This is a genomic window from Sphingomonas sp. GM_Shp_1 (assembly GCF_026540895.1).
GTDB lineage: Bacteria > Pseudomonadota > Alphaproteobacteria > Sphingomonadales > Sphingomonadaceae > Sphingomonas.
Genome location: NZ_JALNUR010000046.1, coordinates 1 through 20,114, shown reverse-complemented (window position 1 = coordinate 20,114; position 20,114 = coordinate 1). Strand labels below are relative to the sequence as shown.

19 protein-coding genes are annotated in these 20,114 nt (G+C 61.3%); 12 read left to right on the top strand and 7 right to left on the bottom strand.

Translation table 11 applies throughout. The features are described 5' to 3' along the window. Positions 1–133: 133 nt before the first annotated feature. Both OXQ33_RS16105 and OXQ33_RS16100 read right to left on the bottom strand, forming a co-directional pair. Complete coding sequence (locus tag OXQ33_RS16105) at positions 134–1,147, bottom strand: AI-2E family transporter (protein ID WP_267435693.1); 1,014 nt, start codon at positions 1,145–1,147, stop codon at positions 134–136. Continuing rightward, positions 1,144–1,992 (bottom strand): YihY/virulence factor BrkB family protein, encoded by an 849-nt coding sequence (locus OXQ33_RS16100; RefSeq protein WP_267435692.1) that lies wholly within the window; start codon positions 1,990–1,992, stop codon positions 1,144–1,146. The genes OXQ33_RS16105 and OXQ33_RS16100 overlap by 4 nt, the downstream gene beginning before the upstream one ends. Before the next feature lie 162 nt (positions 1,993–2,154). On the opposite strand from OXQ33_RS16100, the gene OXQ33_RS16095 reads away from it, so the two are divergent. Further along, positions 2,155–3,405 carry a DUF2254 domain-containing protein gene (locus OXQ33_RS16095; RefSeq protein ID WP_267435691.1) on the top strand — a complete coding sequence of 417 codons (1,251 nt, stop codon included), beginning with the start codon at positions 2,155–2,157 and terminating at the stop codon, positions 3,403–3,405. 223 nt (positions 3,406–3,628) lie between these two features. Here OXQ33_RS16095 and OXQ33_RS16090 read toward each other — a convergent pair whose 3' ends face one another. Continuing rightward, the gene (locus tag OXQ33_RS16090; protein ID WP_346015357.1) at positions 3,629–4,447 is read right to left on the bottom strand and encodes an SDR family oxidoreductase; all 819 of its coding nucleotides are present in this window, start codon (positions 4,445–4,447) and stop codon (positions 3,629–3,631) included. A 331-nt stretch (positions 4,448–4,778) separates the two neighbouring features. On the opposite strand from OXQ33_RS16090, the gene OXQ33_RS16085 reads away from it, so the two are divergent. From OXQ33_RS16085 to OXQ33_RS16070, 4 genes are all read left to right on the top strand, one after another. After that, the gene (locus OXQ33_RS16085; protein ID WP_267435690.1) at positions 4,779–5,480 is read left to right on the top strand and encodes a bacteriorhodopsin; all 702 of its coding nucleotides are present in this window, start codon (positions 4,779–4,781) and stop codon (positions 5,478–5,480) included. Next, positions 5,477–6,322: a Brp/Blh family beta-carotene 15,15'-dioxygenase gene (locus OXQ33_RS16080; protein WP_267435689.1), complete on the top strand. Its 846-nt coding sequence runs from the start codon at positions 5,477–5,479 to the stop codon at positions 6,320–6,322. Before OXQ33_RS16085 ends, OXQ33_RS16080 begins: the two co-directional genes overlap by 4 nt. 913 nt (positions 6,323–7,235) lie before the next feature. Beyond that, positions 7,236–9,575, top strand: coding sequence for an EAL domain-containing protein (locus OXQ33_RS16075; protein ID WP_267435688.1), 2,340 nt, complete (start codon positions 7,236–7,238; stop codon positions 9,573–9,575). 183 nt (positions 9,576–9,758) lie between these two features. After that, positions 9,759–11,609, top strand: a complete 1,851-nt coding sequence (locus OXQ33_RS16070; RefSeq protein WP_267435687.1) for a methyl-accepting chemotaxis protein — start codon at positions 9,759–9,761, stop codon at positions 11,607–11,609. Between the two features lie 210 nt (positions 11,610–11,819). Here OXQ33_RS16070 and OXQ33_RS16065 read toward each other — a convergent pair whose 3' ends face one another. Further along, positions 11,820–12,734, bottom strand: a complete 915-nt coding sequence (locus tag OXQ33_RS16065; RefSeq protein WP_267435686.1) for an AraC family transcriptional regulator — start codon at positions 12,732–12,734, stop codon at positions 11,820–11,822. A 99-nt stretch (positions 12,735–12,833) separates the two neighbouring features. Between OXQ33_RS16065 and OXQ33_RS16060 the strand changes: the two genes are divergently transcribed. Next, on the top strand, positions 12,834–13,583 hold the full coding sequence (locus OXQ33_RS16060) for an SDR family oxidoreductase (RefSeq protein ID WP_267435685.1): 750 nt from the start codon (positions 12,834–12,836) through the stop codon (positions 13,581–13,583). A 61-nt stretch (positions 13,584–13,644) separates the two neighbouring features. On the opposite strand, the gene OXQ33_RS16055 is transcribed toward OXQ33_RS16060, so the two are convergent. Continuing rightward, the gene (locus OXQ33_RS16055) at positions 13,645–14,511 is read right to left on the bottom strand and encodes an NmrA family NAD(P)-binding protein (protein WP_267435684.1); all 867 of its coding nucleotides are present in this window, start codon (positions 14,509–14,511) and stop codon (positions 13,645–13,647) included. Between the two features lie 101 nt (positions 14,512–14,612). Here OXQ33_RS16055 and OXQ33_RS16050 point away from each other — a divergent pair, with 101 nt between their 5' ends. Beyond that, complete coding sequence (locus tag OXQ33_RS16050; RefSeq protein WP_267435683.1) at positions 14,613–15,506, top strand: LysR family transcriptional regulator; 894 nt, start codon at positions 14,613–14,615, stop codon at positions 15,504–15,506. 90 nt (positions 15,507–15,596) lie between these two features. Here the strand turns inward: OXQ33_RS16050 and OXQ33_RS16045 are convergent, their stop codons facing one another. After that, on the bottom strand, positions 15,597–15,995 hold the full coding sequence (locus OXQ33_RS16045; RefSeq protein WP_267435682.1) for a helix-turn-helix domain-containing protein: 399 nt from the start codon (positions 15,993–15,995) through the stop codon (positions 15,597–15,599). Between the two features lie 90 nt (positions 15,996–16,085). Here OXQ33_RS16045 and OXQ33_RS16040 point away from each other — a divergent pair, with 90 nt between their 5' ends. The 5 genes from OXQ33_RS16040 (at position 16,086) to OXQ33_RS16020 (ending at position 19,242) form a co-directional block, all read left to right on the top strand. Further along, on the top strand, positions 16,086–16,808 hold the full coding sequence (locus OXQ33_RS16040; protein ID WP_267435681.1) for an SDR family oxidoreductase: 723 nt from the start codon (positions 16,086–16,088) through the stop codon (positions 16,806–16,808). A gap of 395 nt (positions 16,809–17,203) precedes the next feature. Then, the gene (locus tag OXQ33_RS16035; protein ID WP_267435680.1) at positions 17,204–17,635 is read left to right on the top strand and encodes a MarR family transcriptional regulator; all 432 of its coding nucleotides are present in this window, start codon (positions 17,204–17,206) and stop codon (positions 17,633–17,635) included. Between the two features lie 323 nt (positions 17,636–17,958). Further along, the gene (locus OXQ33_RS16030) at positions 17,959–18,339 is read left to right on the top strand and encodes a DUF6249 domain-containing protein (protein WP_267435679.1); all 381 of its coding nucleotides are present in this window, start codon (positions 17,959–17,961) and stop codon (positions 18,337–18,339) included. A gap of 32 nt (positions 18,340–18,371) precedes the next feature. Then, on the top strand, positions 18,372–18,911 hold the full coding sequence (locus OXQ33_RS16025) for a sigma-70 family RNA polymerase sigma factor (protein ID WP_267435678.1): 540 nt from the start codon (positions 18,372–18,374) through the stop codon (positions 18,909–18,911). Next, positions 18,901–19,242 (top strand): hypothetical protein, encoded by a 342-nt coding sequence (locus OXQ33_RS16020; RefSeq protein WP_267435677.1) that lies wholly within the window; start codon positions 18,901–18,903, stop codon positions 19,240–19,242. The genes OXQ33_RS16025 and OXQ33_RS16020 overlap by 11 nt, the downstream gene beginning before the upstream one ends. A 295-nt stretch (positions 19,243–19,537) precedes the next feature. On the opposite strand, the gene OXQ33_RS16015 is transcribed toward OXQ33_RS16020, so the two are convergent. Then, positions 19,538–20,114, bottom strand: a 577-nt coding sequence (locus tag OXQ33_RS16015) for an EamA family transporter (protein WP_267435676.1), incomplete at its 5' end; no start/stop codon positions are given.

Sequence of the window (20,114 nt, the reverse complement as noted above, 5' to 3'; positions counted from 1 at the left end):
CTTCGCTCCATTTCCGCTATCGCTGATCAACCCCGTTGGCGAACATGAATGGATGTCCGAAGTTGGGGAGCGCGAAATGACCTCTGAATGTCGTGTTGTGGGTCATCTGGCGCCACCGCCCCCGTCGTTTAATTTAAGCAGACAGCAATTTCGCGATCCACCGGCTGCGATCGAACTGGCCACAGATGATGACGATCGCGGCGGTGAGCGGCACCGCGATCAACGCCCCGGCGATACCCCAGACCCAGCTCCAGAACGTCATCGCGATGATGATCGCCAGCGGTGACAGCGACAGCTGCTTGCCCTGAAGCAGCGGGTAGATCACGTTGCTGATCGTCATCTGCAGGACGACGAAGCCGATAAAGACCAACGCGGGCATCTGCCACCCGCCGAACTGCACGAAGGCGAACAGCACGGGCGGCACGATGCCGACAATGTTGCCGATCACGGGCACGAAATTGAGCAGGAAGTTGAGGATACCCCACACCAGGGCGAGCTCCAGCCCGGTCATCCACGACCAGATGGCGGAGGCGACACCGGTCAGGATGCTGGTGGCCAGCGTTGTGCCGAGATATCGACGGACCTGACCCGATATCTCCTCGCTCACTTCGAGCATATCGCGCCGTGTGCCGCCTTCGCACATCTCGTACAGCCTACGCCGCAGCCGGGGCACCTCGGGCAGGCCGAGCATCACGACGATGCCGATGAACCCGACATAGGTCACAAAGGCATAGGCACCGCTGGCCAGCATCTGAAGCATCGCGGTAATGCGCTGGCGATTGAGCGTCCCGGTGATCGGCACACCCCGATCAGCCGCCCAGGCCGCCAGCCGGCTATAGACTTTTTCGAGCCCCCCCCACTGCGCCGACATCGCCCCGATCACCTGCCCGATCGACAGATAGACCGCCACAGCAAAGGCGATAAGCATAGCGACCAGCGACAGGAGCGTCAGCGTGTAGGCGATCCACGACGGCATATAGCGCGCGAGCCAGCGCTTGAACGGCCACAAGGCAGCCACGATGATCGCGGCAAAGGCGATCGGCATGATGACAGCGAAGCCCGCCTTCAGCGCTCCAATCAGCAGGATCGCGGCGATGATCGTCAGCATGCGATGGCGGTAGCGGTCCTGCACCGGATCCTGGGTCATTCGCGTCGTTCCTCAATGCTGATACCGGAGGCGGCTATCGCCTCGGCGTTGAGCCGCGCGCCCAGTAGCAAGGCCCATGCCGAGACCATCAGCCACAGCATCAGCACCACCACCGCGGCAAGCGAACCATAAGTGTCGTCGAACCGCGCGACGTGCGCGACATAGCTTCGGAACAGCGTCGTCGCGACGAGCCACATCGTCACGCCGGCGACCGTGCCCGGCAAGGCATGGCGCCACGGGATCGCATGCTCTGCCGCCGGTGCGTAGCGATAGATCAGGATCAGCCCTGCGCCGGCACCCAGCGTCAGCGCGCCGAAGAGTGTGATAGTGGAGACGATACGCGCGCCCGGCAGGCCATCGGGCACATAGCTTTGAAGGAACGCCAGCACGGACAGCGAAACCAGGGCGGTCATCACGAGCGCGGCGCAGCAGAGCACCAGCGCGGTCGACACGAGCTGCCGGCGCAAGCCCTGGCGCTCCCGTTCAATCCGATAGGCGAGATTGATGCCGTGGAGCAGCGACCGTCCGGCGCGACGCGCACTGAACAGCGCGATGCCGATCGACAGGAGGAAGGCCGCGACCGACCCCCGGTCGGGCGCCAGTGCGTTGTGCAGGCCCCTGGACACGATCGGCCGCGCATCCACCGGCATGATCGCGGTCAACGTCGACAGATTGTGCGCGACCGTCTCGGCGGGGACGAAGAAGCCGTAAGCGCCAGCGATCAGGCCGATCAATGGGATCAGCGCCAGGAAAGCGGCAAAGGCGATCGAGCTGGCCGCGATGCCGAAGTCGTCGCGCATGCCGCTGAGCACCGTCCGCCACGACAGAACCTTCCAGCGCAGCACATTCGAGGAGTCTGCCCGCTGACGCCTGCTGGTCGCTCCGTTCACCCCCCACGTCATGCCCCCGTGCCTCAATCGATCTGGATGCCCGTGTCCGGGTGACGGACCCATAACGATCGTCTTCGATTTAAGTCCTATCGATTGCAAAAAGGACGGAAAGGCCCGGTGATCTCCAAGGCTCGCATCAGCTGGCTCGTACGACGTGTCTCTCGAAAGATCTGGTTCCGGGCCGCGCTCATCAGCGCCGCCAGCGTCGTCGTAGCCGCCTTTGCCGGGATCGTCGCGCGCGCGGTGCCGTACCACTTTACTGGCGATATCGGACAGGATGCGGTCGGCACAGTGCTAGAGATCATCGCCTCGTCGATGCTGGCCGTAACCACCTTCTCGCTGACGGCGATGGTCAGCGCCTATTCGTCCGCCACCCAACTGGCGACCCCGCGCGCGACGCAATTGCTGATCTCCGACCGTATGTCGCAGAATGCCCTTTCGACGTTCCTCGGCGCGTTCATCTTTGCGATCGTCGGCATCATCGGACTGCAGACAAGGCTCTATGGCGGGCAGGGGCGTGTGCTGTTGTTGATCGCCACCGTACTCCTCGTGGCGCTGGTGGTCGTGACCCTGCTACGCTGGATTGCCCATCTTGCGGCCTTCGGCCGGATGTCGGACGTGATCGACCGGGTCGAGGATGCGGCGCGCTCTGCGATGAGGGCTTTTGCCAAAAACCCCCATGGCGGGGGGAGACCGGCGATACCAGTTCCGAGCGACGCACGACCGGTCCTGTCCGATACGATCGGCTATGTGACGCATATCGACTTTGACCGTCTCGCGGCACAGGCTCGCCTCTCTGGCCTGGTCATCCATGTGGCGGCCATTCCCGGCACATTGGTGCACACGGGGCGTCCGCTCCTTCACGTCGTCGGGGGCACCGAGGACGTGAAGGACTGCGAACTAGTGCAGGCATTCATGATCGAGCGGCACCGCGATTTCGATCACGACCCTCGGCTTGGCCTGATCGCATTGGGTGAAATTGCAGGGCGGGCGCTTGCCCCCGCCACCAACGATCCCGGTACCGCGATAGAGGTTCTAAATGCGATCTTGCGAACCTTGAACGAATTGCCTGCCCAAGAGGTGGTTTCGGACGGTGATCTGCCGCCCGTATATGTGCCGCGCCCTTCGGTAGATGAATTTGTCCAAGCTGGCTTCGCGCCGATCATCCGCGAGGGTTCGGGTGAGGAGGAGGTGGCGATACGCACTTTCAAGGTGCTGGCCGCCCTAGGCGAGGCGTGTCCCGACGCGCGAGAAGTCACGCGAGCATTGGTCAGCGAGCTGAAACAGAATGTCGAACGGGAAATGCGCGATAAGGCCGCCGTCGCCAGGACGTTGGCCGTCTTGGTAAATCAAGCACTGAGGGGGTAGTCCCGGAAGCAGGATCAACATGTGCCGACGTGAACGAACCGCAGAAACTTGGACGCGATCACCACGTGTCTAATGGCTAGTTTTGGGTCAGATGCGTGTCGCGCTGACGAGTTCCGGACCTCAGCCACCACCGCATCGATGGCGGCTGAGGTTAAACTTCGCGTATCAAGAAATGGGAACGCCACCCGTGACGGCTATGACGTTGCCGGACATGTAGCTACCCTCAGATGAGGCGAGCAACACATAGGCCGGGGGCAAGCTCGCCCGGCTGGCCAGCACGTCCGACTGGCGTATCCTGTCCTAAGGTTTCCAACTCCTGCGCCGATTTGGCGATCGGCTGAATGGGGGTCCAGATTGGGCCAGGTGCCACCGCATTGACGCGGATCCCGTCGCTCGAAAGAAGATTGGATAGTCCTACCGTCAGGCTCGATATTGCACCCTTCGTGGCCGCATAGACGATCATGGTCTTGTTTGCGACCTTAGCCTGTTCGCTGGTTGTGTTGATGATCGAAGATCCTGGCTTCATGTGCGGCGCGGCTGCCTTAGCGAGGCGAATCATGGCGAACACATTGGCCGTGAAGGCATCTTGCATCTCGTCGTCGTCAATGGTGTCCAATCCCTCATTGATTGTCTGAGCGGCAGCATTGTTGACGAGGATGTCGAGGCCGCCGAACTCGGCAACCGTTCGTTCAACAAGCCTTGAACAATGTTCCCGATCTCGGATGTCTCCCGGAAGCAAAAGGCAACGCCTTCCCGCCTTTTCGATCCAAGTCCGGGTCTCCTCAGCGTCTATCTGCTCCTCATCAAGGTAGGATAGGGCGACATCTGCACCTTCGCGAGCATAAGCGATCGCCACGGCTCGACCGATGCCAGAGTCACCCCCGGTGATCAGCACGGCCTTATCCTTGAGCAGTCCCTTGCCGACATAACTCTCCTCGCCATGGTCGGGCTTGGTCCGCATCTCGGTCGTAAGGCCGGGAGGAGGCTGCTGCGGCTCGCCAGGAAAACTTGTCGGGCGGCTGGTTTGCGAATCGTCGGTCATGTCAGTTCCTGCGGATGGAATAATCAGGGAACGGCTCACGACGAGTTACGTGCCGGACCAGACGGTCCTGCAAGTACGCATGGCCTTAATTCATCACGGATGGACTAACGTCCGAGACTAGAAAGCTAAGAGGGGCCGCGTGAGTGAATTATTTTTGATGTCGTTACAGCAGGGCAAGGCGGGTGTTTAGACAAGAGCAGACGTTTTAGTTCCGTCGTACCACTGCCGATCTAACAATAATGTCATGGGCCTGTTACGGAAACGTATATCATAGGTTGCGTTACGATCCCGGAGGTCTGGCAATGGGTCAGTCCTGAACAGGGGTGCCCCCATGGACCAAACGGCATTCACGATCGGCTTTTCGGTCATGTCGCTCGCCTCGTTGGCGATATATGCGAAGGGGAGTAAAACCGCCCCGTCGCTCCACCATACCTTGCTGCACGCGGCTGTGCCGTTCATTGCCGCAACCGCCTATCTCGCCATGGCGTTCGGCATTGGCACGCTCATCAAGATCGATGGTTCGGCCACTTATCTTGCCCGTTATGTCGACTGGACGTTCACGACGCCGATCCTGCTGTCGAGCCTGGTGCTGCTGGCCTTCCATGAGCGTGGCAAGACAGGCGAGGTCGGGGGTTATCTTACCGCAATCATCGTTCTCGACGTTCTCATGATCGTCACCGGCCTGATCTCGTCCCTGGCCGCAACGCCAGTGATCCGGTGGGTTTGGTTCCTCTGGTCCTGCGTTGCCTTCCTGGGCGTTCTCTACCTGCTCTGGGGACCATTGCGAGCCTTGGCCGTTGAGCGCGGCCATGCGCTTGGGCAGGCCTATACGAAGAATGTCGCCTTCCTGACCGTCGTCTGGTTCCTATATCCGATCGTCTTTTTGGTCGGTCCAGAGGGCCTGAAAGTCATCACCGACCCAAACTCAGTCTGGGCGATCCTCGTCATGGATATCGTCGCCAAGGTGATCTATGCCTTTTATGCGGCGAGCAATTTGGAGAAGGCGCTTCACGAACACGAGCGTCGTTCGTGAAACGCAGCATGGTTCTGCTGGTCGTGGGAGGGGCTTTGGCCGCCCCCACGATCTTGGCGGTGCAACTGGCCTTTGCGATCCTTGGCATCGGCGTGGTGGGTATGGTTCATGGCGCGGGTGATCTTGCCGTTGTCGCGAAGCCGCGGCGCCCGGCGTTTCTCGCAGCCTATGGACTAGTGTCACTCGTCACTTTGTTCTGGTGGATCGAACAGCCTGCAGTGGCGCTGCCCGCCTTTCTCGTAGCCTCCGCGTTCCATTTTGGGGTTGAGGATGCGCCAGGCGGTCCGCTGAGCGAACGCTTTGCACGCGGTATTACGCTCATCCTCGCACCAGCGACCCTCCATGACGCAGGCTATGCTGATCTGTTGCGGTTAGCGGGCGGTTCTGCATCGTCGCTTTCCGCATTCACGCCGTTGGCGGCGATCGCTGGCGGGTTGGGCGGTGCGCTGCTGCTTTTTTTGGCGTGGCATCGCCGTGATACGCGTCTGGCGCTAGGCGTGGCCGCGCTGATCCTGCTTCCCCCGTTGATTGGCTTTACAATCGGCTTTCTGGTACTTCACGCCTTACCGCAGACGCTCGAACGCCGCGATCGCCTGGGATGTGCTAGCACGACCATCTATCTCAAGACGGTTGCGCCTATATTTGGTGCCGCGATATTACTCGCAGGCGCAGTGGCAGGGCTGTTGCTGCACTTCGACCCTAGCGGTGTGCGGGGCCTGTTCGCAGGCATCGCCGCTCTTGCGGTACCCCACCTTCTTGTCACTCCATGGTTCGAGGCGCGAACAGCCTCTTCGCAATTACGCGATCAATCAAAGTCTCACCTTTACCGCGTGGCGTTCTGAACGCCCAACTGCAGAGGTCCGCCCCTCCTTATCCACGCCACTCCGATCGCGGATCAAAGCTACTGCTTCCGAAAAAACGACATTAATGAGTGGCTGAGATTGGGAAGCGGCAGAGGTGGCGTGAATGTCGGGATTTGGGTCATCGCGACGAAGGGGAGGGCGGCCGCTCTCGCCCACTAGCGGACGTCAGCCCCTGGACCTATCCACCACCCAAGCAACCAATAGACCGCGAAGCCCTCTGCCATGCCAACGAGATACGCAACTGCGCGGCCTGAAGAAAACCTTGAATTCGTTGGGATGGACCAAATTGCGACCCCATTAGCGGCAATCACTAAGCCTACAATCCACCAGAAGCCAGGCTTATGGCGTCCATCCCAGCGCATAGAGACCGCCGTCCATATTGAGAAGAACGCCATAGTCGTCACCAGAGCCTTCTCCGGTGTCGAGAGATACGTGATGACGATAAAGAGCGGCAGGGTTTGAGCGATAATAACCAGCATCTCTCGCATGCGCCTGCGAACGCCTGTCCCGTAACTCTCCATGACGGAATGGTATTCCCTGCCCGAAAGCACGTCCAGGGGAATGATCGTTGTCCATCCAAGACGGGCGTTTTTCCGACCAGCGCGACGGCTTAGGATGCGATGTTTCCAATATGAACGAATGGCAGAATACGCGAAGCTCGCGAGACACACCCAATGGCCGCACCCGGGTCGTCATGGCGTCCTTGCCGCTGCCACACGTACAGCGGCAGTGCGTCTCACGCGTCCTTGCTGCCCGCCTGTACCGGAATAGGCCAATCTTCGCAGGCATGGCCAACCACGAAGCATTAAGCTGATATGGATTGTTAACCAGTAGGTGGGATGGCCGCAGCCACTCTTGCTGCTGCGATGGGCTTCCCTTGATATCCTCCCTGTTGCCCTATTCCGCTTATCTTCTGGCGGTTTCCATCGGCATTTGCCTGACGTCGGGCTGGTTGGTGGCACTGCTTACGGCGGAAATTCGCCATGCCCGCATCAGCCCAATTGGCTGGCGCGATGGAGGCTTGGTGCTGGCTGCGGGGTTGGGGGTGTGGTCGACCCATTTCAGCGCGATGACCGCCTATCGTCCTGATCTGATCCTGACTTATGCACCGGATCGCACCGCGATTTCCGCTGCGGTGGGCATCCTACTGGTCGGCCTGCCAATCGCCGCGCTTGCCAGGGTCGAGCATCGCCGCAGGCAGATCGTTCTCGCCATGACGGCAGGAGCAGGCATCTGGTGTATGCATGCCGTCGGCTTGTCGGCACTCGTCGACTGCGGCCACCAATTTTCAACCATTACAAACCTGATCGGCGTGCTGATCGGCACAGCGATCCTGATCGGTTGGCAAATTCGTCGCTCGTCCAATTTCCCACGGCTTGCCACCGGCATCTCTTTTGTTGGCGCTGTGTGCGCCATCCATTTCATCAGCCTGGGCGGGGACGCGGTGACCGCACCCCTAGCCAAGATCCATGGCAGTGCCATGTCGCCAGGCCTCATCGCGGCATGCACCGCCTTTGCCGTCTCGATCGCCTGCCTGGGTGGCGTCCTTTCTGCCTCACAGGCACGGTTGCGGCGCGAGCGGGAAGCGCAGACGCTTAAAGCTGTTATCGAGAGTATGTCGGACGGTCTGGTCTTTATCGACAAGGCGAGGCGGCTTCGCCAGTACAACAAGCGTTTCCTGACCCTGTTCGATACGCCGCCCGAGGCGCTTCGAACTGGTGTGACCATCGACACCTTTCTGGACACCATTGCACGGTACCGAAACTGGCATCCCGACAAACGGACCCTCGTTGGACAGTCGATGAAAGCCTGGGTCCATTCCGCTGACGCGTTCGACCGCGAGTGCGAAATGGAGGACGGCCGAACCTATGTCATGCAGTGTCGGCCGGTCACTGAGCAAGGCGTGGTCCTGACGTTCAACGACGTGACGGTCGAACGGCAGGCCAGCCGTAAGCTGAGTTATCATGCGCATCATGACGTCCTGACCAATCTCGGCAACCGCCGGGCGCTTCAAGACCACGTGGCGACCATGATCGACAAGGCAGAGACGTTCAGCCTGCTGCTCATTGACCTTGATGAATTTAAGGAGGTCAACGACACCTTTGGTCATGGCATCGGCGACAAGCTGCTGGTCCACTGCGCGGCAGTCCTGAATCGCTTGGTCGGCCCGGACAGCTTCGTCGCCCGTATGGGCGGCGACGAGATGGCCATCGTGATGGGCTTGCCGATCGGTCAAGCCACGACGTTCGCCGCAGACGTAGTGACCCAGATGTCGCATGCCGTGACCATTGACGGCTATCGCCTCCTGCCGGGATGCAGCATCGGTGTAGCAGAGTGGGAGCCCGGGCTGTCGGGTGAGGAACTGATGAGGCGTGCAGACCTCGCGCTCTACGACGCCAAACGTGCGGGCCGTCGTCGCGCGCATCCTTACGAGCACGCCATGACAGAGGCGCTCCGGAAGCGACAGGAGATCGTCGACGGCCTTCATGATGCTGTGAAAGGCGGCGGCTTCCGCTTGGCCTTTCAGCCAATCGCCGACCTCGCTTCCGGGATCACCTGCGGCTATGAGGCGCTGCTGCGCTGGCAACATCCCGAACGAGGATGGATCTCGCCTGAAGTCTTCATCCCCATCGCCGAGGATGCAGGCCTGATCGACGACATCGGGCGGTGGGTGATCGCCGAAGCGTGTCGACACCTGGCGGGGTGGTCGCCCCATCTGTACGTGGCGGTCAACGTTTCGGCTGCGCAGCTGGCATCGGACGCGTTGCTCGACCACCTCACGCAGGCCGTCATGACCAATGGATTGGCAGCCGAGCGGCTGGAGATCGAAATCACCGAAACTGCGCTCATCCGTGACCCTGCGAAGGTCGCTGGCCGGTTGGAGCGTATTCGCAAACTTGGCTTTAAAATCGCGCTTGATGATTTCGGAACCGGGCAGTCCTCGCTCTCACATCTGCGCGATCTGTGCTTCGACCGGATCAAGATTGATCGCAGCTTCGTGCTGCGTGCGGCTAACGACCCGCGTTCGATGGCGGTCTTACGAGCCACGGTCGCGCTTGGACGCGAGTTGGGTGTCGTCACCCATGCCGAAGGCGTCGAGACATCGGACCAACTTGCACTGTGCCGAGAAATTGGTTGCGACGCCGTGCAGGGGTACCACATGGGGCGTCCGCTCATCCCGTTGGTCGACATGGGAATGCCCCTCTATGCCCATGCCGATAGAGCGGCTTGACGCACACGGAGGACCGCCTTGGGCAAATAGGCAGCGCTTGAGAAGCGGGGTAGTCCCTATCAATATCCATGCCCGTCACGACATACCCCATTTCACCTCCCGTCCGCGATCATTACATATTTGTCATAGATAATCGATTTACATAGATTTGTTATGGGTTTGGTCACCTGAATGGATGGCCCCATGAAAAACATTTCAATCCCACAAAAGCTTGCCGTTGCGTTCCTTATAATTGCTGTGGTCCTTTGTGGCGTGGCAGGTTTTTCGGCCGTCCAAATCGGTAAGATGAACACGGCCATCGACTATGTATCGAATGACCTCTTGCCGAAGACAGTGGCCGCTCAGCAGATTGATACTGCGACGTCGGACTTCCGGATAGCGGAAGTACAGCATATTTTGGCAACTCAGTCCGCCGATATGACGGCTGCCGAGCAAAAGATTTCTACTGCCCAAGGTGTCGTAGACAAGAATTTTTCGGTGCTCGATCGAACCATAGTACCGCCTGAGGCTCGTCAACTTCTGACCGCATTCCGCCAGAAATGGATTTCCTATCTCGAGCAGCATCAGAAACTCATCACCCTGTCGCGGTTAAACCGCAATGAAGAGGCGGCCGCTATCATGCGGGGGCGCAACCAGGTGCTATTTGACGAGCTGTCAGATCGTATCAGCGCGCTTGTATCCGTCGAAATAAAGCTGGCGGCACAGCAGCGTCAGGACGCTTCCGACCTTCACACTCACGTCGTTACGCTGCTTGCGCTGGTCGTCGTGATGGCATGCGCTGCCTTGGTTGGCATATTGCTTCTGCTGGTCCGGCAGATCGCACGTCCGGTGGATCAGGTGACTTCTGGTTTGACGGCGTTGGCCAGCGGCGACATGTCCGTCACATCCGTCGATCATGAGCGCCAAGATGAAGTGGGGCGCTTGGCGGGCGCCCTGAACAATCTGCGCGGGCAATTGCTCGCGGCGGATGAAGCCAAGGCAGCCCAGACGACATTGATCGTCGAGAGCATCGGGCGAGGGCTGGGGGCGCTGGCCGACGGTGACCTGACCGCGCGGATCGAAACCGATCTTACGGGGTCATTCGCCAAGCTCCGCACTGATTTCAATCACGTGTTAAGTGCGATGAATGACGCAATAGCTGCGGTAACTGATGCAACAAGCGGCATCAACAATGGTGCGAGCGACATCCGTCAGGCGTCCGACGATCTGTCTCAGCGGACCGAGCAGCAGGCGGCCAGCCTCGAGGAAACAGCCGCTGCCATGCACGAGATCACCGAGACGGTTCGCGAAACCGCCGTGAATGCCAAGCGTGCCAATCAGGTCGTTACCGAAACCCGCACCGATGCCGACCAGTCCGCCCATGTGGTTCGCCAAGCTGTTGCGGCGATGCATGGTATCGAGCGATCGTCGAATGAGATCAGCGAGATCATTTCGGTGATCGACGGCATTGCGTTTCAAACCAATCTCTTGGCACTGAATGCAGGTGTCGAAGCCGCCCGTGCCGGAGATGCGGGCAAGGGCTTCGCCGTCGTCGCTTCCGAAGTTCGGGCACTCGCTCAGCGGTCCGCCGATGCGGCCAGGGACGTCAAGGAGCGGATTACCGCTTCGAGCCAGCAGGTCGATGCGGGGGTTCAACTGGTCGAGCAAGCAGGCAACGCACTGACTCGCATCACCGGGCGGATCGGCGAGATCAATACGCTCGTCTCGGACATCGCCTCGGCCGCGGCACAACAAGCGACGGGGTTGCAGCAGGTGAACACCGCCGTCGCCGAGATGGACGGCGTCACGCAGCAGAACGCTGCGATGGTCGAGGAAGCAACCGCCGCTGCGCGTTCCCTATCGACAGAGGCGGACGAACTGTCGCGCCAGGTAAGGCGTTTCAAGGTGGCCAACGGTCGTTCGGTCGGGCCCGCCGTGCATGAACTTCAACGACAGGCTGCCACGGCTGGTCGGGCGATCGTTACCTCAGCTTCCGCACGTCATGCTGGCAAGGCCGCGCTTACTGTGGTGCAGGATGGTTGGTCAGAATTTTGATAGAAGTCTGACGATTTGCTGGGCAGGGGGGCGCTCGAATGTGTTCCCCCGAGCTTCCCCATTCCAGCCATTGCTTGGCCGCCAGATAGCTCACGTCCGTGCTTCCCCCTTGGCTTAACAAACGGCCGATATCGAGAAGTCTGAAAAAGTGCATGAACGTCTGGTTTTGGGTCGAAAACGCTGCTCCATGCCATGACGCTTCTCGCGAAGTTAGGCCGTCTCCGAAACTCGCGCATACCGCATAGGCGGCATGCCGACGTGCCGGGTGAAGGCCGTGCTGAACGTGCTGGCCGATCCATAGCCGACCTCCGCGGCGACCTTACCGATCGCGAGACCGCGCGTTCGCAACAGGCGCTTCGCCAATGCCATCCGCCAGGTGAGCAGATACTCGATCGGCGGTATGCCGACGGTGCTGGTGAAGCGTGCAAAGAAGGCAGAGCGCGACATGGCCGCTTCGGCTGCCAAGTCCGTGACCGTCCACGGATGCGCAGGGCGCGCATGCATAGCCCGCAATGCGGCGACCAGTCGTTCGTCGGACAGGCCCCGCGCGAGGCTCGGCATAGCGGCGGGACTTGAGCCACAGCGCAGGGCCTCGATCAGGAGGACTTCGAGCAAACGCTCCAGCACCAATTCACGCCCGGGCCTTGCCTTACGGGTCTCGTCCCCGACCAGGTCCATCAATGTGGCTAGCCGCGGCTCATCGCGTGCCACCACCATCGCCGGTAGCAGCGACACAAGCAGAGCGGCGTCTGGCGACGCGAAACTGCAAATCCCGACCTGCATGCGCAAATTGACGGGCTGATCGGCCCGTCCGATGCGGAACCGGCCCTCACCGATCTCGGTCGGGCTCATGACGGCGCCGTACGGCGGTGGGTCCATGCTCTCGATGCCTTCGATGGCGCGATCGCCAGTGGCCGGAAGCAGTACGAAGTCGCCAGCCCGTACGACGATCGAGGCTTGGCCGGCGTTCACCACCCGGCATTCGCCTTCCAGCACCGCGAAATAGACAGGCTTGCCCTCGACGTCGCGGCGGATGCGCCAGCGCCCGGCATATTCGACGAGTTTCGAGAAGCTCGCGGAGGGCCGCAGCAGGGTCACGATCTCGGCCAGCGGATCGATGGTCATATCAGGACGATCGCCAAAGAAGTCAGGATTGCCAACCATAGGCAGTCTTGGTCGTGGAAACCATCTTTGGCGCTCCCACCCTCGTCAATGGAGCAAGACATGCCCAGCGTCCTCATCACCGGCTGTTCCTCGGGCTTCGGTCTCGAAACCGCAAAACTGTTCCTCGACCGCGGCTGGCGTGTCGTCGCGACGATGCGCACGCCTGATCCGGGCCTGCTGCCGTCGTCCGACCGGCTCACCATTCTGCCGCTCGACGTCACGGATCACGACAGCATCGCCAGTGCGGTCGCGCAGGCGGGGCCGGTCGACGTGCTGGTCAACAATGCCGGTTTCGGGGCCGCAGTCCCGATCGAACTCATCGAGTTCGACACGGCGCGCCAGCTGTTCGAGACCAATACGCTCGGCACGCTCGCAATGATGCAGGCGGTCTTGCCGGCTTTCCGCGCGCGGCGATCCGGCGTGATCATCAACGTGACCTCGACCGTCACGCTCAAGCCGCTGCCGCTGGTCAGCACCTATCGCGCCAGCAAGGCCGCGGTGAATGCGCTCACCGAAAGCCTGGCGGTCGAGATGCAGCGGTTCGGCGTTCGGGTTCACATCGTGCTGCCCGGCCGTTCCCCGACGACGCAATTCAGCGCGAGTGCGAGGCCGCACCTGCGCGGTCTCGATAATCCCGACTATAAGCCGTTGATCGAGGGTATGATCAAACAGTTCCAGGAGGACACGGGGCCGGTCACCCATGCTGAAGACGTTGCAGCTGCCGTGTTCGAGGCCGCGACCAACCCGTCCGCACCGCTCAAGATCCCCGCTGGCGCAGATGCGATCGCCTGGATGGCGGACGCCGCCTGACGTGTGAAACCCGGCGGCCGGCGGGTACCCACCCGCTGGCCACCGGGCCGCAGCCCGAAGATCAAGCGGAAGCGAGCCGGACTGCCGTCTCGCGATAGTCGTGCAGGGGCCGGCCGAGCATGTTAGCCAGGCGCTCGCGGTCGCTGGTCTCCGGGATCATCCCGTCGCTGACGTAGCGCTCGGCCATCAGCCGCATCTCATAAGCCATCCAGCGCGGCATGAACGTCGCCATATTCTGTTCGAAGCCGCTGGGATCGTCGTCGCCATAGGCGATGGGGCGGCCGAGGACGTCGGACCATATCGCTGCCACGTCCTCGCCGGTCAGCGTCTCGGGACCGACCACGTTGATCGTCTCGATCGGCAGTTTGTCGGGTGCGCGGTCACGCCGAATCAGCTCGATTGCCGCGACCTCGGCGATGTCGCGCGCATCGACCATGGCCACGCCCTTGCGGCCGATCGGCATCGGATAGACACCGTGCTGAAGGATCACGTCCTTCACCATCGCCTCGTTGTCGATAAAATAGGTCGGGCGCAGAATGGTGGCGCCGAAGTTCATCGCCTCCAGCATCCGCTCGGCACCCGATTTCACCGCGAAGTGGGGCACGTTGACCGCGCGGTCGGCGTCGAACACCGACAGATAAACGACCCGGTCGACTCCCGCCTCTCGCGCGACGTTGAGCGTGACGATCGCCTGGGTGAATTCGTCACCCGTCACCGCATTGAGCAGAAACAGCGTTCTTACGCCGACAAAGGCCGCGCGCAGCGAGTCGATATCGAGCAGATCGCCCTTGGCCACCTCGACGCCGGTCGGAAACGCCGCCTTGGCAGGGTCACGGGTGAGGACGCGGACAGAGGCGTCGCGCGCGACGAGCTGTTCGACGACATGGCGGCCGACGCGTCCGGTGGCACCGATTACGAGGATGGTCATGAGGCTTCTCCTTGGGTCTTGCTGACCCGAGCAAGATGCGTGATCCATCGCCAGGCAACTAGACGCGCAATCTGGACGCGCCGTCTCATGGGTGGAACGACATGGACCTGCTCGCACTCGCCGATTTCACGCTCGTCGCCCGCCATGGTGGCTTCGGCAAAGCCGCGCGCGCTGCGCGTCGGCCCAAGGCGACGCTGTCGCGCCGCGTCTCGGAACTGGAGGCCGCACTCGGCCTGCGCCTGTTCGAACGCGGCCAGCGCGACCTCAAGCTGACCGAGGAGGGGCGGGCGCTGGCCGAAAGAGCCGGCGCTCTGCTCGCCGAGCTTGAGGAGACGACGATCGAGATCGCATCAGGCAGCGCGGCGGTGCGTGGACGCCTGCGGATCAGCGCGCCGCTACTCTTCTCCCAGACCGCGATGGGGCGGCTGGCGGCCGGATTCGCGCAGTGCCATCCCGACGTCCGACTGGAGGTTACGACCGACGATCGTGCGGTCGATATGATCGAGGAGGGCTATGATCTGGTCATCCGTGTGAACCCGGCGGCGGACGATGCGCTGGTGGGCAGACCCTTCCTCCACGACCGACTGGTCGTTGTCGCTGCTCCTGACATGGCTCCGCTTGCGAGCCGCATCTTTCCTGCCGTGGTGCGCGACCGCGACGTCGAAAGCAGCTGGACGATCGACACCGCCGATGGGCAACGCGCGATCGCGATCGATCCGGTGCTCCGATTGTCCTCGCTGGTGATGATGCGGGATGCGGCGCGTCTCGGTGCCGGCGTCGCGCGCCTGCCCCTCTCGCTGGTCAGCGGGGACGTCGCAAGAGGGCGGCTGATCGCGTGGGGTGATGTCCCGACCTCAGCGATCGCGCTATGGGCGCTATACCCCTCGCGGCGCCTGTTGAACGCTCGGGTGTCGGCGTTTTTGGATTACCTGCGGCAGTCCTTTCCGAACGGGACGGCCGAGGAACTCGCCGCCTATCTGGAGGATCGGTGCTGACCTTCGGCAACTCGACGACCATTGCGCGCTATATGAAAGGACGACGTCTTTCGGGCAGCACCTGCCTTGCCGCGAATGGCGGGATGTAGGTCAAGAGATCGACGAGGCCCGCGCTTCGTCGTATGCAATCACTGCCTCCGCCATCGCCTGCTCCTGATCCAGGGCCCACGAGCAGAGCGCTTCGAAGGGTTCGCGAAGCGAGTGACCTAGCGACGTAATCGTATAGACGACGCTGATCGGAGTGGTCGGGATCACCGTGCGCGTTATCAGTCCATGACGCTCGAGGCGCTTCAGGGCATCGGCGAGCGACTTGTGTGTGATGCCGTCTAGCCGTCGCTTGATCTCGTTGAACCGCGCCGGCTGAGGACACAGCACGGTCAGGATCATGATCGTCCATTTGTCGGCGATCTTTTCCAGCACGGGACGGATGCGAGGCACGTCCATCATCGCCTTGCACGACAGGGCGTGCAGGTCGGTATCGCTCGCCATATCTACGCTACTCCAGGTGCGTTCTTGATAGCAGATATGCTTCGTATATCTGGTTTGCCATCTCGAACGAAAGGGCTGACGATGGCAAGGATGGCAGGCAAGGTCGCGCTGGTGGTGGGTGGAGCGAAGGGTATCGGTCTCGCGACCGCCCGCGGGCTCGCGAAGGAAGGGGCTACGGTCCTTCTGACCGGACGTCGGTCACACGAGGTTGCAGCTGCGGCTGAGAGCATCAGTCCCTCGGCGCACGGCATCGAAGCCGACGCGGCCTCCCAAGGCGATCTTGAGCAGGTCGTGGCCGAGGCCAAGCGCCTGCATGGTCGCATCGACGCGCTGGTGCTCAACGCCGGATTGTCGGAGCCGGCAACGATCGTCGAGGAGACCGGCGAGCATTTCGACCGGCACTTCGCCGTCAACGTGCGCGGCGCGCTGTTCGGGATCCAGGCGGCGCTGCCGGTGCTGAGCGACGGAGCGTCGGTGGTGCTGGTCGGCTCGATCGCCGACGTGATGGGCGTGACGCCGTTCAGTACCTACGGAGCGACCAAGGCGGCACTGCGCTCCTATGGGCGCAGCTGGGCGGCCGAGCTGGCACCGCGACGCATCCGCGTCAATGTCGTCGCGCCGGGACCGACCGATACGGACATGATGGCTGCGGTATCCGAGGAGATGCGGCAGATGCTCATCGCGCCGATTCCACTGGGTCGAATGGCACGTGCCGACGAGGTTGCGGCAGCTGCCGTCTTCATGCTTAGCGACGAAGCCAGCTTTATCACCGGCGCAGAACTCTGCGTCGATGGAGGTATGCGACAAGTGTAGGCAGATGAACGGGCGGCACCTGACACGTGGATCGGATAGATCGCGCGATCAGCGTCGCCCGTCTCCAACGCCGCGAGATCGGCCGATCCGTGCGAAAATACAGTCGGGAGCACGTCTCGCTCTCCTGAACGAATGACCGAAGTTGGAACGTAGGAATGGGGGCGCGAACGACCGGTTTTGGGTCGTCGCGGCGATAGGGCAGGGCGACCGGTATCGCCCAAACCCGGTTTTTCTCAAAACACCATCCTTGCGGGAAAGGCGTCTGCGTCTGGCGTGCCGTTCCTAATCGAGAGAGCGTATGTGCGCTCTGTCCGCATCCAAAGTGGGCTTTCGATGCATCTAAGCGAGGCAACTGGGAGCGTCAGCGAGGTTCGGAAGTGTTTTTTGTTAATGAGATGTTGAGCCAGCATATGCTGCAAGGCTACGAAGCAAAATATCCCGACATGGACGCCGATGCTGTCGATGATGCGTTTCGGCTTTTACGCCGTGGCAGTCAGCTCATGCGTGAGCTGAAGGCGTTCTATGCTCTGCATGGCATGTCGTCGACACAATTTATGACGATGATTGTGGTCGATTGCCAGCCGGAGCGGAGTGGCGTCGTTCCCAGCGAATTGGCGGTTGACCTCGACGTGACGCGCCCCGTTGCGTCGATTACGATAGATGCGCTGGTACGACGCGGATTGCTTACCAGCATTTGCTCGAAGGATTCTCGTTTTAAACGCGTGTCACTGTCACCTCGTGGGCGTGTGGAACTCGCGAACAAATTGCCTGACTATTTTGCACTGATCGCAAATTTCATGACCAGCAAGTCCCCTGATTATCTATAGTCACGCTAAACTCATACACGATGATTGCGAAGCTATGGCCGCCTCTACAATCCGATAATAAAGCGTGGATCGCTTTGTTGCGAGGGTTCCTACAAGCTTTCGCGAGGGCATTCTCGCAATCCCGAATGCCAGCGTTCCAAAAAAAGACGAACGACAGGTTCTCCGCATCCAAACCACGCTTCCGGTGCATCAAAGTGGTCGAAGTATCGAGGTCATGCACCATGCGCCGTCACAATCGCGTAGCGCATCCTCGAGCTTTTCGCCGCCTCCGTCGTGAGCCTAAGGGCGGGTTTGCGCCAGAAGTACGATGATGCTGCAACGGGATGATGACGATGAACCCTCAAACGCTTTCCTTCACGGCGATGATGCTAGCACCGGTGCTGATCGCCCTCATCTTCTTCCGCTATCGACACTTGCAAACGAAAGCTCGTTACCACGCACTGGTGCAGATCGCGGAGAAGGGCGTGGACCTCCCCACCGCCCTTTTCACCGATGCGCAGGCGAACTTTTCCGAGCGCCGTCGTGGCCTGGTACTTATCGCCGCAGGGCTCGGCATCATGGCGATGATGGTGAGCCTGCCCTTCCGAATTGATGGCGAACAAAGCATTGCATCTTTGTGGGGCATCGGTCTGCTACCGCTGGTAACGGGCCTGGGCTATCTCGCGAGCTGGGGGCTTAACCAGCGCAGCGAAACGCACCGCTGATTGTGCGGGTCGCGGGATGCCCCGACCGGGCCTTGGTTGCCCGCGCCCAGATGGAAAACGATGGGCGTGCGTTCGAGGAACTTGTGCGTCGCCATCAGGGTATGGTCCGCGCGCAGCTTCGTCGCCTTATGAACGGCGACGAGGCGGGGGCCGATGACTTGGCACAGGAAACCTTCGTGCTGGCGTGGCGTAAGCTGCGCCAATTCAGGGGCGATGCGCGCTTCTCCACCTGGCTGTACCGAATCGCCTACTCCTGCTTCCTCCAGGCCCGGCGCAAATCGGTCGATGCCGCCGGTGCCCATGATGACGATGCGACGCAGCCCACCCCCGCGCCGCTTCCGACCGATCTGCAGATAGACATCGCGAATGCCCTCCGACGTCTGCCGATCGCAGAGCAGACGGTCTTGTTGCATTCCGTCCAACTGGGCTTAAGCCATGAGGAAACGGCTTATGTATTGTCTATGCCGCTTGGGACGGTGAAGTCGCATGCCGCGCGAGGGAAGGCACGGCTACGCGCGTTACTGTCGGATTGGCAGCCGTTGCCGAAGGAGGGCGCCCGTCATGTCCGCTGATTCAGATGATGCCATCGAAGCCTTGCTGCGTCAGGATTTCGACGTGCAGGTCGAGGATGACGGCTTTACCGCTCATGTCATGAGGGCGCTGCCCCGGTCGCATCGCTATGGCGGGTGGCTCTCGCCTGTCGGCATGGCGGTAGGCGCGGGATTGTGCTGGATGACGTTACGATCGTCGCCGATCATCCTATCAGCATGGCACGACTGGTTGAGCGGAAGGTTGTCCGAGTCGGCGGGATCCGTGATGATCGTACCGATGGGGCTGTCGGCGCTCGGTCTGATGTGGGCAATATCGGAAGCTGCGGAAGATCATCGATACGCCTTGGCGTAAGCGGATCAGGGTACAGCCTATCGTACCTATTGGTAACGTTGCCGTTATTTCCCGTTTCTGGATCGATTAGGGGAACAGCTGCGCTACCTCGTGAGCCGTTCGTCATTGGGGACGGCAAATTCTGTTGAAAAGTGGGCGGCTTGCTTAAGCCATCAGTGGCCCCATGCCCAGCTCAGCTTCTGTTACGACGAAAACCGACATGAACGAATGTCTGAAGTTGGGAAGCGACGAACATAGCGCGAATGACCGGACGTGGGTCATTTTCCCCGCCGCGGCGCAGGGCGAGATCAAACACTTACTCCATTGACAGACCATGCGTAGCGTCTGCTGCGTGACTGGCGTTGGGGCGTTCGCCGCGAACGACGACAATGCTGCCGATCACGATCAGCATTCCGCCCACCAGGACAGGCCATCCCACCGGATCACCGAACAGGCCGATACCGAGCGTGGCACCGATCAGCGGCTCGATGTTGATGAACACGCCTGCACTGGCGCTATCGACGCGGGCCGCGCCATACTGCCACGCGGCGGTGGCAAGGAAGGTGGAGAGGAGACCCTGGCCAATGATGCCGCTCCAGGCGACCGGGCTCAGCGCGAGTGGGGGCGCACCATAAAGCAGCAGAGCGACCGGCAGCACGGTGAGCGTCGCCACGACCAATGTGACGGCAGGCACAGCCATCGCTGATCGCGTCGCAGGCACGCGCTTCAGCGCCAGCAGCCACGCGAGGAAGATCAGTAGTGATGCCAATGAAAGTGCGATGCCGATCGCCGTACCGGCGCCGCCCGGCTTCCCGGCAATCAAGGCCGCGCCACCCGTCGCTGCGACGACGCCGATCCACGAAGCGCGCGTGACAGGTTCGCCGATCAGATAC